Consider the following 16,182-nt stretch of genomic DNA (forward strand, 5'->3'; position numbering starts at 1 on the left):
AACAAAAATTCTCCTAGGTTTGGAGACGCATCACCCGGAGGCGATCGCCGGCTGGGATTTCACCAGTGCCCTGGGGGACAATGGCGAGGGCGTTGGTTTGGGCAAGATTCACTAAATTAGCAGAACTGTGACCGCCCCCAGCTAAACGAAAGAGATAACCCGTTGCCGTGGTTGCCAAGGTTCCCCACAGATAGGCATCCCGTTTTCCGGCGCCCTTGAGGGGCTGATCACAGGTAGCCCAGACAAATTCCGGTTCCCAAGGCCCGACCTCGCCCGACAACTTCTTTAATGCAGGCTGCACGAAACGCCAACACCCCACCAAGGCCGACACCGGATTGCCAGGCAGACCAAAATAGAGTTTATTCCCAGGAAATTTCGCCACCGTTAGGGGTTTACCAGGACGGATCGCCACACTACGGATGAAAATTTCGCCTCCCAGTTCTTCGAGGAGCTTTTCGACATAGTCAAATTCCCCCACGGAAACGCCCCCCGTCGAGAGGATCAGATCCCCGGCGGCGATCGCCTTTTGCATGGTTGCTTTCAGTTGAGCCGGATCATCGGGGACAATGCCAAAATTTTTCGGAAGCGCCCCTTGCCCCTGGACAAAGGCCGTCAAACCATAGCGATTCGAATCAACAATCTGGCCGATTTCTAACTTTTCCTGGGGCGATCGCAGTTCATCCCCTGTAGAAAAAATCGCGACCCGTGGTTGCCGATAGACCGGAAATTTGACACATTGACAGGCCGCAAGCACAGCTAAATCTGCCGCCCCCAAACGTTGCCCTGGTTGTAGGAGGGGTTCCCCGGCTCGGTAATAATCACCCCGCTGGCGCACAAATTGCCGTAATTGGGGATTTTGCAAAATTTTGACCCGATCACCCCGTTGTTCTGTGTGCTCTTGCATCACCACCGTATCTGCTCCAATTGGCAACATTGCCCCGGTAAAAATGCGCGCGGCTTGGCCAGATGCTAAGGATTTTTGGGGCGCTTGACCCGCCGGAATCGTTTCAACAACTTCCAGTTCAACGGGCTCCTCTGTCAGATCTGCAAACCGGATTGCATAACCATCCATGGCGGAATTATCCCAGTGGGGAATGTCCAATTTTCCAGTCGCCGTCGTTGCTAAAATCCGCCCCAGGGCTGTTTCTAAGGTGCTGGCTTCAGTTTCTCCCAGGGGGGCGATCGCCTGGAGGATTAGCGCTTGGGCTTGATCAACGGAAATCATACTTCGTCACACGTTTTGACACCCAAACATAGTAAGTCAGTTTGCCAAAAAAGTTAGTCCGGCCCTGATGCGTCACCTTGGGGTTGGCGATTTTCCTGGTAGTACCGTTTCCATTCCGTCGAACTGCGCACCGCTAACCACAGCAAAATCATCGCAATAATGCCGCCCTGTTCCGGTGATTGAAACGCAAACAAGACCAGCACCACACATAAAAAATCTTCCGTAAAAGACCACCACAGGGGCAGGCCCCGCAACCGAAAAAACCACCCCGTCAAAGTCAGCTTCAGGACAAAAGCCACCAGTCCCCCCATTACTCCCACGAGCCAGAGGGGTTCAAATTCTAACCGGATTACCTGGGCCACAGTCAGGCTTAAAATGGCCCCCACAATCGGGCTAAAAAATAAGGCGATCGCCTGGAGAATGCGTTGACCCAGGAGTTGCTTCGAGCCGAATAGTTCAAACACGGCCCACATCGTGAAAATGGCGATCAAAACCCGGGGGGGCAACCAACCGATTCCAGGTAAATTTGCCACTAATTCATCACTGTGGAGCAGCAAAATAATCAACAACGGTAAACCGATGCGCATTCCCGCCGCCGCCGCCGCTGACAATACCGCCAAAAATCCGATGATCATGTCCACATAAAAAATTCTGTGCCACAACCCCGTGGACAGAAGAGCTTACTCTTCAGTGTATCGTTCCATTTTTAGGGATGACTGCTTTCTTAAATCTTGCATTATTTCGTACCAGCAGATGTAACGATTTTCCCGCGATCTCTGCTCCCAGTCTCACAAGCCAAAGTCACCGTGATTTAATACCTCTATTCGGCTTAAACCATAAACCATGACGGTAAATTCTCTCCTGAGCGATGCCAGCCTCCGCCTCGAAAAAGCGCTCCACCACGTTAACATCTCTGAAGATGCCAGCGAACGCTTAAAGTATCCCAAAATGAGCCTGAGCGTTTCCATTCCCGTGCGCCTCGATGATGGTTCTTTAAGGATTTTTCGGGGGTATCGGGTGCGGTACGACGACACCAGGGGGCCGGGCAAAGGGGGCGTGCGGTATCACCCCAACGTTTCTCTGGATGAAGTACAATCCTTAGCCTTTTGGATGACCTTCAAATGTGCCTTGCTAGATCTGCCCTTTGGGGGAGCCAAGGGGGGCATTACCGTTGATGCCAAAAGTCTTTCTAAAGCAGAACTAGAACGTTTGAGTCGGGGTTACATCGAGGCGATCGCCGATGCCATTGGCCCGGACACAGACATCCTAGCGCCAGATGCCTATACCAATGCCATGGTAATGGGCTGGATGATGGATCATTACAGCATCATTCAACGGAAAATTTTACCGGGGGTCGTAACGGGCAAACCCTTGGGCATGGGAGGGAGCCAAGGACGTAATACTGCGACGGCCAGTGGTGCCTTTGATGTGATCAAAACTATCTGCAAAAAACTAGACTATGTCCCCGAAAAAACCACCGTTGCGGTGCAAGGGTTTGGCAATGCCGGGGCGGAACTGGCCCAACAACTGGCCTGTGCTGGTTATCGTGTTGTCGCTGTTAGTGATTCTCGCGGGGGAATTTATGCAGAACAAGGCTTAGATATTCCGAGTATTCGCCATTACAAGTCAGAAAGTCGGAATATGGCTGCTGTTTATTGTGAAAAATCCGTTTGCAATATTGTTGAACATCAAATCATTACCAATGAACAACTCTTGACCTTGGATGTGGACATTTTGATTCCGGCGGCCCTTGAAAATCAAATTACAGCGGACAATGCCCACCAAGTAAAGGCCAAATTAATTTTTGAAGTGGCCAATGGCCCCATCACCTCTGCCGCCGACGTCATCCTAGAGGCGAAAGGGATCATGGTGGTGCCGGATATCCTCACAAATGCTGGGGGTGTCACCGTGAGTTATTTTGAGTGGGTACAAAATCGCAGTGGCTTTTACTGGTCGGCGACGGACGTTCGGGAGCGGCTAAAGACACGCATGGTCACGGCCACAAACCAGGTATGGCACATTGCCCAGACGCGACAGATTTCGATGCGTACCGCTGCCTATGTCCAGGCCTTGATGCGCCTCGGCGAGGCCCTAGATGCGAAGGGGACACGCACTTATTTTTTAGGAAGTTCGGCCTAGGGTGTGGGATTTTTTGTGGCGATCGCCTCCTTTCTCTACGCCCTAGAGACCGCGAAATCAGCGGGATTTAGCCAACGACAGATCTCTGTTTTTAATCCCTTTAAATCCTTGGACAGTCCTTGCTTTAACCACTGACCAAAGGTATCGAGGGGAGAAAAGCCTTCGGTAAATTGCCAGTCTAGATCCTGGCCCAAAGGGGTGAGGTGATTTCCCGTCAGGTTGAGGGTGGCTACCATATTGGGGAAACGTTCGATGAGAATGGGGGTCAGATCCGGGGTTTGGTCAATGGTGTCGTTATTAAACTGAATCAGGAGATTGCGCCGGATCTGGTAGCTGCTTTGGATAATTTCGTTGGTCTCAAGAGGAGAAGGGGTAAATTCAAAATTAATCGTGTTATCTGGGTCAAACTGCTCGAAGAAAGGAATAGATTTTTTGACGGGGAAATTATTGTAGGACATCAAAACATTGCCCGCCCGTTGCACATTAAATAAGCTGCCAATCAACAGGTGAATTTTGCAGCCCATGCTGTGACCCACACCATAGATGGGGAGGTAACGGTAGCCCAGTTGATTTGAGTTTTGCAGTCGTTCGAGGATATTTTCAAAGCGGTTGAGCACCTGCCGGGTGATCGCCAAATGATCAAACCCATTCACAAAAGGGGTAGTGATAATCGCATACCCTTCGGCGGCAAGCTGTTCTAGGAGCCATTTATAGGTGAGTTGCGGCGCAGTGCCCACAAAAGCGCCCCCCAAAAAATGAATCACCCCCACCGGTTGTACTGGGATTAAAATCCAACTGCCACCAGACTCTTGCCAAATCATTATTTGCCCGTTTATCGCTTACTAAAAGTGGCTCCTATTGTAGGAGTTTTTCGGGGTTGGTGTGGCTCATCAAGTACAGGTCAGCCTCAGAAATACCCGCCGCTGCCAACTGTTCTAAAAATTGCTGGTAGCCGTCTATGGGAGATGGATCGAGGGCCCGTCCGAGATCGGTGCTGAGGACAAAGTGGCTTGCCCCGATGCTTTGGATCGCCGCCGCCATTGCTTCAATGCTCACATTCTCCCAGACTTGGTGGTCGGCTTCGGTGGCATTTTCTCCCATCAACGTATTCACATAGGTTAATTCTAAGAATGCCCCTTGGTCGGCGATCGCCTGCATTTGTGCGAGGTTTAACCCTGGTACGGTGGCCATCGCATGGGTTACGAGGATTTTTTCGACGCCCAATTGTTTTGCCGCAGGTACAACGGTGAGAATTTCTGCCGGGGAAATGTGCCCTGTGCCTAAAACCAGATCATGGGCGGCAATGTACTGCAAAATTTCCGGCATTTCTGGCACCAGATGACCATAGCGGGCAACCCGCAATCCCCCAAAGTGGTGGTTCAGGGTTTGACGATGGTGGGCCGCATCAATGGTAGGAAGCCAAACGACTTTCCCTCGCCCTTCTCCCAGGCGATCCATCGTTTCCACGGCCCTGAGATTCAAGCCCCCGATCGTCTCATTGAGCACAACGCCCCCATACACTTCGATGTCCGGCACAACTTTATGGGCCAGCACTGCCCGATCCGCCGTTGGGGTGACGTGGTTTTTGAGTACGAGGGCTTGCATCCCTGCCTGGGCCGCTTTTTCAACCAGTTCTAAGTCATCGTATAACCTGGCGGTGACATCCGGAGCGGAATGGACATGGAAATCGATACTGCCTTTAAAGTCTATGGCAGAATCTACGGCGATCGCCCCCAGTGTTCCGGCCCCCCAAATCCAGAGACCCAAACTGAACCCAACCAACAGCCGCAACCGTCGGGGATTTTTAAGGAAAGAAAAGGGGCGTTCCATGGCAGAGAATGACAAGCTTTTATCCTAGTGAATATGGTTTAAGGATTCCTTTCGTTTACGGAAGAGAGGATATCAACGTATGATATGTTACGTTAATTAAAATATCCTCATAAAACCAATTGCACCCGTTGGTTTTGTGTTCACAGGAGACCTATAAATATGCTTACCCTTAAGATTGCTGTTTACATCACAGTCATTTTCTTTGTATCTCTGTTTATCTTCGGTTTTCTATCTAGCGACCCAACCCGGAACCCCGGTAGAAAAGATTTCGAATAAAGTATTTTGGGCTGTTTATCGCCGCAAACTTGATTTACAGCATCAAAAATGGTGGGGATCTGTCCTAGGACAACCCCACTTTTTCATGGGTACGGGTTTTTGGATTCGCTACATTGAAAAGAAACGCCATTGAGTCCCCCGAACTATCGCCCAAATGTAACCATGCTAAGACCTACTTTTCCTCTCACCGCCGTTGTTCTGTTCCTGACGGCCCCCCTAGCGATCGCCTTACCTCCCCCGGAAGATTTACCCGAAGAAGTCCTGCGCCCGGAAATTATTACCGAAGGGCGATCGCCCATTGATGGCGAACCCGTCACCGCCCAAGAATATGCTGAAATTCAACAGGAACAGGCGGAACGAAATCTTCCTCCCACCGTCAATGCGGACATCCAGCAAACTATTTTTCTGCTCCGGTTGCGAAAATTACTGCAAACGATTTCTCCCTTTTAAACTTTTTTGTCGGCAAACTGAACTATAAATTTTTGTTGAGTGACGGCTGGGGAGGGGATGAGAGAGACAAAAGTCCGGTGCTAAAATGCTGTCAATTCTGAGCTTTCCCCTACGGGAAACCCAGGCCCATTGTTCGTTTTGGTGATGAGGATCAGATGAATATTCGCGCAGGTCTCACGGCGTTGGGGGTGACCATGGCTACCCTAGGGCCAGTTAGTTTTACACCCATGGCTCAAGCCAATAGCACTTTATTTGGCACCCAGGATCTGACTCCTGGAGATGTGGTGGCGATCGCCGTGCCCCTTGCTGGGGGTGAAGCCTATAACCTTGTGATCCTGGAACAACTTGACCAAAACCGGGCCTGCTGGCGGGAACAGGGAGGCTCCCCCACGGTCATTGATCCGCTATTGTTGCAATTTGACTTTACGGGGATTTGTGGCCGTAGCACCGACTCCAACGGCTATTCCCTCCGCCTAGGGGAAGAAGATATGGCTTGGCGCTATCGCCTCCAGTTGGTTCAAGAAAGGGGCACGGTTGTCCTCAAAGCCTTTGATGTGGAAAATTCTTGGCGATCGCCCATCGAAATAGGACATACCGGCGGCCTAGCCCAAGGAATGCTGAAGATCAACCTTAATCCGGGTTGGCGCATGGCGAAACGCACTTACGAAGGCAAAACCCTCGGCCACATTTACCTAGCCAATGAAAGGCCCCTCGACCAATTGGTTGCTACGGCCCCCCGACAGGAATGGGTCTCAAGTGCCACCACCTACACCAGTAGCAAGATTACCGAAAAATCTGTCTCTGGCAGCGAAACAATTCAAATTTTCGTTCCCCCCTACCAAGAAACCACCAGACTTCCGAGCGAAACCCTCGTGGCGGCAATTACCGTCCCTGCGGCTCCGGAACCCATCGTAAGCCTACCGAGCAATCCTAATGTTCTCCCGGTGCCCCAACGCTCGATTCCCACCTATAGCTCCAGTAATACTGGAATAATTCGCCTCGAAGAACCCGGCCAACAACCGCCACCTCCGCCCAATAGTGCTTCCCTAGCTCAGAGTTTTGGCTTGCGTTACCGTGTCGTGGTTGATGCCCAAACCCCAGAACAAAAAGAACAGTTAAAGGCCGTTATCCCGGATGCGTTTCATACTTGGGTGGGCGATCGCCGGATGATGCAAGCTGGAGCCTTCGCTGCAGAATTTGAAGCCCAAGATCTGCAAATGCGGTTGCGTGAAACGGGTTTGGCGGTGCAAATTGTTCCTGTGCAGTAAGTGATGGCAAATTTTTCAGAACTCTTTGTGGCGATCGCCGCTGACCCTTGGCAAGAGGTGGTTGACTTTTACCGTGGACTCTTAGATGACGAACCCTTAAGCTACAGCCAAAATCGCTATGCGGAGTTTCAGATCAAGGGTCTGAAATTGGGCATTTTTAAACCCAGCCCCCAACACCAAGCAGAATTTGTAGGAAATGCAGGCGCTCTGAGTTTTTGCCTAGAAGTTGATGATCTCGCACAGGCGATCGCCACTGTACGAGCCTTGGGGGGAACGATGAATGGGGAAATCAGTACAGCCTCCCATGGGCGCGAATGTTATGCCTACGATCCCGCCAAAAACCGCTTAATTTTGCACCAGAGCAATAAGACTAAACCCAATCCCTAGGGTTGACTCCCCGCTTCCCGTTCCATTTCTTCTACAGCCTTTTCTGTCCGCTCATGGGGGTCTTTAAATCCCTCCCCTGGCAAAATACTCAAGACAATACTGTTTACAGTTGCCTTGATTTCCTTGCTTGCCCCCTTGAGAGGTTCCGGTAAAAAAACATCTCCCACCGCCACAAATGCCAGCAGCAGAAAAATAATCAACTTCACCGAATTGCCCGCACTCATAAACTTCACTTTCATGGATCTACCCTCCCTCGTGAAACTGCCACGGAAATATTTCCTGTAATTTTTATACTATGGCAACATCTGGCTCAGTGGCATCAGCACCCAATATTGGCTTAAATCTTGATCGTGGCATTTCCGGAAAATTTTCTTGTCCAAACCCCAAGAGCGTAAAATACCAACCATGCCCCAGCCTGTACTTTGTAATTTTAAAGAACTAAGACGATGAGTGAAGAAACCCCCGACCTTAAACCAGACGAGACCTTGCCCAGCCCTTTGCGGTGTTGGTATGGCACTGCCGTTGCTGGTTCCATGTCCTTTGCGGCTTACCTCTTAACCAATAAAGTCATTGCAGGCTTTGCCAGTAAACCGCCTACAGGGAATGGTCTTGCCATCCAAATTGGAATCACCGTGCGTACACTCATTATGGGGCTGTTTACCATGGCAACGGGAGTCTTTGGGCTGATTGCAGTGGGTTTATTTATTCTGGGAGTGCAATCTCTCTTGAGCGGCAAGCAAACTACTTCCCCTGGTGATTCATAAGAAAAAACCCCAGAATTTCTTCCGAGGTTAGATCATTATTTTTCAAAGTTTTCAGCAAGAAAGTTTTGACGGCCAAGCTTTTACTTAGAAAGAGAAGGTCGTGCGAATCGTACCGATGATGATATCTTCGTTATCTTCGTTTTGGTTCGGGTTAATCAGCCAAATCACACCAGGGGTAATCGAGATATTCTTGCTCAGTTGGTATTTATAGAGCCCTTCAATGTGCAAAGGCATATCGTCAGTAAAGCCTTGAGGTGTGCCACTATTAACCTCTAGATTAGTTACATAGGGCTCAGAACCAACAATAATTGCGCCCATGTTCCCAGGCTTGCCAAGGTCAGGTAATGCCAAAATACCGGCCCAAGTCCAGATATCTGCTTTGCCTTCATCGAACTCAGCATCGGTATAACCGACCCAGCCCCGGAGACTGATTTTATCGGTTACATCCCATTGAACCTGGCCACCAAATGAATTTGTTTCAACATTATTTACAGCCATGCCCATGCCGGAGTTATTAAGATTATTGGCCCAGCCAGTTCCCGTACCACCATAGGCAAAATCACTACTATCAGTGGCATAGCCGCGGACATAGTTCACCCCAAATTTAAACTTGTCGCTGGGCTTAATTGCCAATTGAGCCATTGCTGAGTAGGTGCCGTTAAACAGCCCTTCTCCTTCGCTCGGATCACTGCCATTTGTTGAAAGATATCCTGCTGAAAGTTGGAAGACGTCATTAAAGTCATGTTTAATCCCAATCCCCGTGCTGGAAGTACCAATGCCAAGACGATAAATTGGGTTGCGCTCACCAAAACGAGAGAGGGCACCATTTGAACCGCCACCAGCTTCTAGACCTGTGTTAAAGGTATCTGCATAGAAGTGGTGAGCACCGAGAATCGCCATCGCTGTGACAGTCGTACTATCTCCAACTGGAAAGGCATAGTGAAGCCGATCAATCGTGACATCGTTGTCACGCTCTCCATCATAGGAAAAACGTCCTTCTTGGGTTCTGGGAGTAGAAGGAGACCCTAGAGTATCGTATTGTCCTGTAAATGAGGGGCCTGAATTCCCCGCACTTAAACGGGTGTAGAGTCTATCTTTTCCGGTAAAGCTGGTGACCAGCATTAGGCGAACTTTATCTTGAAAAACAGTTTGGGCATTATCGACGCCATCGCCAAAAGCATCAGAAATATTAAAAGAGACTTCCCCCACTAGCTTGGTCGTTGTTGAGAACTGATGATCTTCGAGGAATTCAACACGGCCTTCGAGGTCATCGACGCGGGCGCCGAGAGTCGCTAGTTCTGCTTCAAATTCATTGACGAGGCGACGGAGCGCGGCGAGATCTTCAGCAGTGACTTCAGAAGTACCGCTTTGGATCAGCCGCTCGATTTGCTGTAAGCAAGCGTTTAAACCAGCCGCGAATTCGTAACGACTGAGGGGACGGTTGCCGCGATAGGTACCATCGGGATAACCAACGATACAGTTGTAGTTTTCAACTAGATTGCGCAGTGCATCAAAAGCCCAGTCAGATGGGGCAACATCACTGAGCTGGAAAATGCTATTTACCTGAGCGGTAGAGCTGCTCATGCTGTATTGATTGATTTGCTCGAGCAATGCTTGGTTATCGGCGGCGATCGCCTGGCTGGCCATCGTCATAAAAGCTGTTGCAGCTAAGGATACCGTTTTCAAAGAAGTCATAGTTTGGTGTTTGTCCTCACACCCGAAGCTTTGATTTTGGCAATGTTAATCCAAGTTAAAGTCGGGGTTAAAAAATGAATGGCTTAGTTTTGCCATGATTTATGGTGAAGATTTTGTAGTGTTTCTTACGAAATTGTGGCAATGATGCAAATCTAGCAATTACTACATGGAAGTTCTGGATGCAACCCCCTTGGGGAAGGCTTGTATCCTAGAAAAAGAAAAATATTTTTTGAGGTTAGTGAAATTATGGTTTTTGTGGCCGCGCAATTTATCCGACGTACAGTAACGATTTTTTTGTTGGCGATCGCCGTGATGATTTTTATAACCCCAGAGGCGATCGCCGCCAGTAAGCTGAACTACACCTATTCCGAACTGCCAAACCACGACTTTTCCCACCAAAATCTCCAGGCTGCCAGTTTTGCCAGGGCCGATGTGCGCGGGAGTGACTTTACCGGCAGTGACCTCAGCCGCGCCATCCTCACCGAAGGCAAATTTATGGAGGCCAATCTCACCGAAGCCAACCTTTCCGAAGCCTTTATGGATCAAGTCAATATGGAAGGCGCGAATCTTACCAACGCCCTCTTTGTTGATGCCGTTGCGCCGGGCACCAATTTTGCCGAAGCGATTATCGACGGGGCTGATTTTTCCGGCGCGCTCCTCGACCGCTACCAACTGTCTGAACTCTGCAAACGAGCCAGCGGCACCAATACCATTACCGGTACTGACACCCGCTACAGTCTTAATTGCAAAGATTGATCTTCCTTAAAATTGGAAGACAACCAAGGAGATCTCTATTTCGCGATTTCTAAAAAATCGGGATGATAGGATTTGAACCTACGACCCCCTCGTCCCGAACGAGGTGCGCTACCAAGCTGCGCTACATCCCGAAAAACAGAACCTATACTAACACAGGTAAACCTTGCTACGATAAAAACTTATCCGTTAAGTCCAAAATTCTCAAAAGATAAGGAGCGATCGCCGTGGCGGTAAAACCAGATTGGCTCAGAGTAAAGGCCCCCCAATGGCAACGGGTCGGCAGCGTCAAAGAAATTTTACGGGACCTCAGCCTCAACACCGTCTGCGAAGAAGCTTCCTGTCCCAACATCGGCGAATGTTTCAATGCGGGTACTGCTACGTTTTTGATCATGGGGCCAGCCTGCACCCGCGCCTGCCCCTACTGCGACATTGACTTTGACAAAGTGCCCCGGGGTTTAGATCCCACAGAACCCGACAACCTCGCCGAAGCCGTACGTCGTTTAAATCTAAATCATGTCGTGATCACCTCCGTCAACCGTGACGATCTCCCCGATGGTGGTGCGAGCCAATTCGTGAAATGTATCGAACGCACCCGCGAACTGTCCCCCAAAACGACCATTGAAGTCCTGATTCCTGACCTCTGCGGTAATTGGGAGGCCCTCAAAACTATCCTTGATGCTGCCCCCGAAGTGTTGAACCACAACACAGAAACGGTTCTCCGTCTCTACAAAAAAACACGTCCCCAAGGGGATTACCAACGTTCCCTTGAGTTACTCCGGCGCACCCGCGAGCTAACCCCCTGGGTTTACACCAAATCGGGGATTATGGTCGGCCTGGGGGAAACCGATGCCGAAGTACGTGAAGTGATGCGGGATCTGCGGGCCGTAGATTGTGACATTCTCACCATTGGCCAATACCTCCAGCCCACCCAAAAACATCTAGGGGTTCAAGACTTTATTACCCCAGAACAATTCGATGCCTGGCGGGAATATGGCGAATCCCTCGGCTTTTTGCAAGTCGTTTCTAGCCCGCTGACCCGCAGTTCTTACCATGCAGAACAGGTGCGGCGCTTAATGAAAACCCACCCGCGATCTAAGCCAGAACTCAGTCAGTTACATTCACTAAAATAAAAATAGTTTCCTATCTATGGCACGTCCCATGGTACAAGCACTGAGCCGCTCAATAACCCTAGAAGAATTTCTGGCGCGACCAGAGACAAAACCGGCCAACGAATATATCGATGGGATAATTCGTCAAAAGCCAATGCCCCAAGGCAAACATAGCCTCCTACAACGGGAATTAACCTTTGCTCTCACCATGGCTTTCCGTGCAGATAAAGCAGCCCAGGTTTTTCCGGAACTACGTTGTACTTTTGGGGCATGCTCCATTGTGGCGGATATTGCAGTGTTTAAAACAGAACGTATCCCCCGGGATGACAACGGTGAAATTGCCAATGTTTTTAAGCTTGATCCGGATTGGTCAATTGAAATTTTGTCTCCCAATCAAAGCCATACCCGCGTTATTCGTAACATCCTGCATTGTTTAGACTATGGTGCAGAAATGAGTTGGCTGATTGACCCCCAAGAAGCCTGTATTTTCGTTTATCAGGCCGATAAATCTGTACAAGTTTTTGATCAACAAGCCCAAAATCTACCAACGCCTGCTTTTGCGCAATCATTGACCTTAAGCGGGGATAAAATTTTTGCCTGGTTAAAAAATTAGGCTGTCTTTTGCGATGAAACGCCCCATTTATCTTGATAACCATGCGACAACTCCCGTTGATCCGCAGGTGTTAGAAACAATGTTGCCCTATTTTACGGAGCAGTTTGGCAATCCTGCGAGTGCTGGTCATGTCTATGGTTGGGAAGCGGCGGCGGCGGTAGAGCGATCGCGGGAGATCATTGCCGCAAGTATCGGGGCAGAACCAGAGGAAATTGTTTTTACCAGTGGGGCGACGGAAGCCAACAATCTGGCGATTAAGGGACTAGCAGAGGCTTATTTTTCTGATTGTCGTCACTTGATTACTGTCCAAACGGAACATCGGGCTGTTTTAGATCCCTGCGCCTATTTAGAAACCCTGGGGTTTGAGGTCACTTATCTGCCAGTTCAGAAAAATGGTTTATTGGATTTAACGCTGTTGGAACAGGCAATTCGGGATGATACACTCCTCGTCTCGGTGATGGCGGCAAATAACGAAATTGGGGTCTTGCAACCGATCGCCGAAATTGGGGCATTGTGCCGGCGTTATGAGGTGTTTTTCCACTGTGATGCAGCCCAGGCGATCGCCAAAATTCCCCTCAATGTCCAAACCCAGAATATCGATCTAATGTCCCTGACCGCCCATAAAGTCTATGGGCCCAAGGGCATTGGTGCATTGTACGTGCGCCGAAAAAATCCCCGGGTCAACCTTGCGCCTCAACTCCACGGCGGCGGCCAAGAACGAGGTCGGCGATCAGGCACCCTCTACACGCCGCAGATTGTTGGCTTTGGTAAAGCCGTCGAAATCGGTTTGGCCCAGATGGACGAAGAAAATGCCAGGATTCAACAATTACGCGATCGCCTTTGGCAGCAGCTACAACCCCTAGAAGGCATTTATCTCAACGGCGACCTTGATCAGCGGCTCCCCCACAACCTCAACATCAGCATCGAAAACGTCGATGGCACCGCCCTCCTTTTGGCACTGCGCAATACCGTGGCCCTCTCCACTGGTTCCGCCTGTAGTTCCGGCAAACCCTCCCATGTCCTCACCGCCTTGGGTCGTTCCCCAGCCCTTTGTCGTGCCTCCCTCCGCTTTGGTTTAGGCCGCTTTACTACCACCACTGACATCGATCACGTCGCCCAAACCCTACAACAAACCCTCCATAGCCTCCGAAAAATGCCCACCAAGACCCCATGAAAGTGATCCAAAGTGAACACTTGGCTTTAGAATAGAATCTGAGGCGATTGCAAATATGCCGCTAAACCTTCCTTTATTTAGCCGTAACCGTCTTCTCCCTTTACACAGCGTGTGAAGAAAGAATTTGCTCCGGTCTTTGCTTGTTGTTGCGGTAATCCTAACCTTTTCCTCGACGACACAAGATCCGGCGATCGCCTACCATTTCATCTCACCCAGCCATACATAGACTCATGTCTGCGGTGAAGTCTGCACGAAACAAGAAATATCCAGCCTAGTTTCAAAGCATTTATCCAGACAACAGAACTTGCATAGAACAGTTTTTTCAGCATTAAGCGAAAAAAATCGAGGAATTTGAATGCCTAAGCAAATTATTATTGCGGAGCAGCATCAGATTGCTGCCGTTTTTTGGGAAGACCAAATCCAAGAAATTGTCGTATCCACCGGTGCCCAGCAGGTCGGTGACATCTATCTCGGTATCGTCGAAAACGTCATTCCCGGCATTGACGCGGCCTTTGTCAACATTGGTGACACCGAAAAAAACGGTTTCATCCACGTCAGCGACCTCGGCCCCATTCGACTCAGAAAAAATTCCAGCTCAATCACCGAACTCCTCGAACCCCAACAAAAAGCCCTGGTTCAGGTAATGAAAGAACCCACGGGGAACAAAGGGCCACGGCTCACGGGCAACATTACTCTCCCCGGTCGTTACGTTGTCCTTATGCCCTACAGCAAAGGGGTCAACCTTTCCCGCCGTATTAGTAGCGATAGTGAACGTAACCGTCTGCGAGCCCTCGCCGTGCTGATGAAACCTCCCGGCATGGGACTTTTGGTGCGCACTGAAGCCGAAGGCACCGACGAAGAAGCAATCATTGAAGATCTAGAACTCCTTCAAAAACAGTGGGAAGCGATCCAGCAGCAGGCAAACTACGGCCGCCCTCCGACCCTGATTAACCGCGATGACGACTTTATCCAGCGGGTGCTGCGGGATATGTACAGCGATGAAGTCAACCGCATTGTGGTGGATTCTGCCAGCGGCATGAAACGGGTGAAAAGCCAACTGATGAACTGGCAAGGGGGGAAAGCGCCCGACGGTTTATTAATTGATCATCACCGCGAAAAGCAATCTATTCTGGACTATTTCCGGGTGAATGCGGCCATTCGCGAAGCCCTCAAGCCCAGGGTTGAATTACCGTCTGGGGGCTACATCATCATTGAACCCACCGAAGCCTTGACGGTCATTGATGTGAACTCTGGTTCCTTTACCAAATCCGCCACCGCACGGGAAACGGTGCTCTGGACGAACTATGAGGCGGCCACCGAAATTGCGCGGCAACTGCGGTTACGCAATATTGGTGGGGTGATCGTGGTGGACTTCATCGACATGGATTCCCGTCATGATCAGTTGAAGTTGTTGGAGCATTTTACAAGTATTCTCAGGGCGGACAAGGCCCGGCCCCAGATCGCCCAATTGTCTGAACTCGGTTTGGTGGAACTGACCCGTAAACGACAAGGCCAAAATATCTATGAATTGTTCGGTCAGCCCTGTGCCCACTGTAATGGCATCGGTCACTTGGTGCATTTACCCGGTGAAGAAGAAGCGGTGCCTCTTCAGTTAAGTATTATGTCTTCTCTTTCTCTCCAGGGCGGGTCACGGACACCTGGGGAAAGTCGGCCTGTGCTTTCTGGAGGACAGCGCGGCACCACCAGCCACGGACGACGGATCACCTCGCGGGTTGCGCGGAGTAAGTTGATCAATGCGGGGAATACACCTGCGGCAGAACCCTTAAATCTGGTGCATCATCCTGATTATCAGGAACAAGGTGGAAATAATAACAATAATAATCGTCGTCGGCGACGACGGACACCGGAGGTTTCGAGTAAGCCGGTGCTCCGGGACGAAAAAGAGACCCAAGATACTGGTGGCGATCGCCCTTCTCCTGAGACCCCAACAAAAGAGAAAAAAGAAACAAAAACTGCGGCATCGTCCCCAGACAACAAAAATACGTCTTCCCGCTATGACCGCCGCGAACGGAGTCGCTACCGTCGTGATGAGCCAAAAGAAACAGTTCAGGTAGAAATGACGGAGCAGGAAAAAAATGTCTATGCCCTGATTGGGGTATCGCCCCTGGTGCGTTTAGACGCTGCCGGGAAAAAAGATCCCCGCTCAACGATTATCGAAATTGTGCGACCGGGAACCGTCAAAGAAACCGATGCAACCCCGGAAAAGGCCGCGCCAGACCAAAATCCAGAGCCGCAACAGCTCAAGCTTGAGACCTCTGAAGCCGCTCCAGAATCGGACACAGCGCCCCCAACCGCTCAAGCCGTAGAAACAGAAACAAAAGTTTCGCCCCAGACAGAAGCGGAAGCCGCAGAACAAACGGCTGAAGAAAAGAGCAATGATCGTCGCCGTCGCCGTCGCCGCTCTTCCGCCAGTAGTTAAGACGCAATTACAGTTAACCTAAGGCAGTGGCAACACTGCTTTTTTCTTTTGGGGCT

Annotated in this window: 17 protein-coding genes and 1 tRNA gene; 11 read left to right on the forward strand and 7 right to left on the reverse strand. The window is 50.2% G+C overall.

Going from position 1 to position 16,182, the window contains the following annotated elements:
• Positions 1–13 precede the first annotated feature (13 nt).
• Complete coding sequence (gene glp / locus AWQ21_RS03870) at positions 14–1,225, reverse strand: gephyrin-like molybdotransferase Glp (RefSeq protein ID WP_065713410.1); 1,212 nt, start codon at positions 1,223–1,225, stop codon at positions 14–16.
• 53 nt (positions 1,226–1,278) lie between these two features.
• Positions 1,279–1,860 (reverse strand): DUF4126 domain-containing protein, encoded by a 582-nt coding sequence (locus AWQ21_RS03875; RefSeq protein ID WP_065713411.1) that lies wholly within the window; start codon positions 1,858–1,860, stop codon positions 1,279–1,281.
• Positions 1,861–2,068: 208 nt separating this feature from the next.
• On the opposite strand from AWQ21_RS03875, the gene AWQ21_RS03880 reads away from it, so the two are divergent.
• Positions 2,069–3,364, forward strand: a complete 1,296-nt coding sequence (locus AWQ21_RS03880) for a Glu/Leu/Phe/Val dehydrogenase (protein WP_065713412.1) — start codon at positions 2,069–2,071, stop codon at positions 3,362–3,364.
• Between the two features lie 35 nt (positions 3,365–3,399).
• Here the strand turns inward: AWQ21_RS03880 and AWQ21_RS03885 are convergent, their stop codons facing one another.
• Together AWQ21_RS03885 and AWQ21_RS03890 are read right to left on the reverse strand one after the other, a co-directional pair.
• The gene (locus tag AWQ21_RS03885) at positions 3,400–4,185 is read right to left on the reverse strand and encodes a DUF1350 family protein (RefSeq protein ID WP_065713413.1); all 786 of its coding nucleotides are present in this window, start codon (positions 4,183–4,185) and stop codon (positions 3,400–3,402) included.
• 34 nt (positions 4,186–4,219) lie between these two features.
• Positions 4,220–5,194, reverse strand: a complete 975-nt coding sequence (locus AWQ21_RS03890) for a DUF6282 family protein (protein ID WP_157094692.1) — start codon at positions 5,192–5,194, stop codon at positions 4,220–4,222.
• Positions 5,195–5,353: 159 nt separating this feature from the next.
• On the opposite strand from AWQ21_RS03890, the gene AWQ21_RS15835 reads away from it, so the two are divergent.
• The 4 genes from AWQ21_RS15835 to AWQ21_RS03910 all read left to right on the forward strand — a co-directional run bounded on the left by AWQ21_RS15835 (position 5,354) and on the right by AWQ21_RS03910 (position 7,575).
• Positions 5,354–5,470 (forward strand): photosystem II reaction center protein I, encoded by a 117-nt coding sequence (locus AWQ21_RS15835; RefSeq protein WP_015132356.1) that lies wholly within the window; start codon positions 5,354–5,356, stop codon positions 5,468–5,470.
• Between the two features lie 162 nt (positions 5,471–5,632).
• Entirely contained in the window at positions 5,633–5,920 is a 288-nt protein-coding gene (locus tag AWQ21_RS03900; protein ID WP_065715209.1) for a hypothetical protein, read from the forward strand.
• Between the two features lie 155 nt (positions 5,921–6,075).
• On the forward strand, positions 6,076–7,188 hold the full coding sequence (locus AWQ21_RS03905) for a DUF3747 domain-containing protein (protein WP_065713415.1): 1,113 nt from the start codon (positions 6,076–6,078) through the stop codon (positions 7,186–7,188).
• Between the two features lie 3 nt (positions 7,189–7,191).
• Positions 7,192–7,575 carry a VOC family protein gene (locus tag AWQ21_RS03910; protein ID WP_083997958.1) on the forward strand — a complete coding sequence of 128 codons (384 nt, stop codon included), beginning with the start codon at positions 7,192–7,194 and terminating at the stop codon, positions 7,573–7,575.
• On the opposite strand, the gene AWQ21_RS03915 is transcribed toward AWQ21_RS03910, so the two are convergent.
• Complete coding sequence (locus tag AWQ21_RS03915; RefSeq protein WP_083997959.1) at positions 7,572–7,814, reverse strand: hypothetical protein; 243 nt, start codon at positions 7,812–7,814, stop codon at positions 7,572–7,574. The two genes, AWQ21_RS03910 and AWQ21_RS03915, sit on opposite strands and share 4 nt — an antisense overlap.
• A 207-nt stretch (positions 7,815–8,021) precedes the next feature.
• Between AWQ21_RS03915 and AWQ21_RS03920 the strand changes: the two genes are divergently transcribed.
• On the forward strand, positions 8,022–8,339 hold the full coding sequence (locus AWQ21_RS03920) for a DUF3082 domain-containing protein (RefSeq protein WP_065713418.1): 318 nt from the start codon (positions 8,022–8,024) through the stop codon (positions 8,337–8,339).
• An 84-nt stretch (positions 8,340–8,423) separates the two neighbouring features.
• Here AWQ21_RS03920 and AWQ21_RS03925 read toward each other — a convergent pair whose 3' ends face one another.
• Entirely contained in the window at positions 8,424–10,034 is a 1,611-nt protein-coding gene (locus AWQ21_RS03925) for an iron uptake porin (RefSeq protein WP_065713419.1), read from the reverse strand.
• A 246-nt stretch (positions 10,035–10,280) separates the two neighbouring features.
• Between AWQ21_RS03925 and AWQ21_RS03930 the strand changes: the two genes are divergently transcribed.
• Positions 10,281–10,790, forward strand: a complete 510-nt coding sequence (locus AWQ21_RS03930; protein WP_065713420.1) for a pentapeptide repeat-containing protein — start codon at positions 10,281–10,283, stop codon at positions 10,788–10,790.
• Positions 10,791–10,847: 57 nt separating this feature from the next.
• On the opposite strand, the gene AWQ21_RS03935 is transcribed toward AWQ21_RS03930, so the two are convergent.
• Positions 10,848–10,921, reverse strand: a tRNA-Pro gene (locus AWQ21_RS03935).
• Between the two features lie 93 nt (positions 10,922–11,014).
• Between AWQ21_RS03935 and lipA the strand changes: the two genes are divergently transcribed.
• From lipA to AWQ21_RS03955, 4 genes are all read left to right on the forward strand, one after another.
• On the forward strand, positions 11,015–11,920 hold the full coding sequence (gene lipA, locus AWQ21_RS03940) for a lipoyl synthase (RefSeq protein WP_065713421.1): 906 nt from the start codon (positions 11,015–11,017) through the stop codon (positions 11,918–11,920).
• Between the two features lie 28 nt (positions 11,921–11,948).
• Entirely contained in the window at positions 11,949–12,512 is a 564-nt protein-coding gene (locus AWQ21_RS03945; RefSeq protein ID WP_065713422.1) for a Uma2 family endonuclease, read from the forward strand.
• Between the two features lie 13 nt (positions 12,513–12,525).
• A complete protein-coding gene (locus AWQ21_RS03950) occupies positions 12,526–13,686 on the forward strand; it encodes a cysteine desulfurase family protein (RefSeq protein WP_065713423.1) in 1,161 nt (386 codons plus the stop codon).
• A 355-nt stretch (positions 13,687–14,041) separates the two neighbouring features.
• Positions 14,042–16,126 (forward strand): Rne/Rng family ribonuclease, encoded by a 2,085-nt coding sequence (locus tag AWQ21_RS03955; RefSeq protein ID WP_065713424.1) that lies wholly within the window; start codon positions 14,042–14,044, stop codon positions 16,124–16,126.
• Positions 16,127–16,182: the final 56 nt, after the last annotated feature.

It is taken from the genome of Picosynechococcus sp. PCC 7003 (genome assembly GCF_001693255.1).
Classification (GTDB): domain Bacteria; phylum Cyanobacteriota; class Cyanobacteriia; order Cyanobacteriales; family MRBY01; genus MRBY01.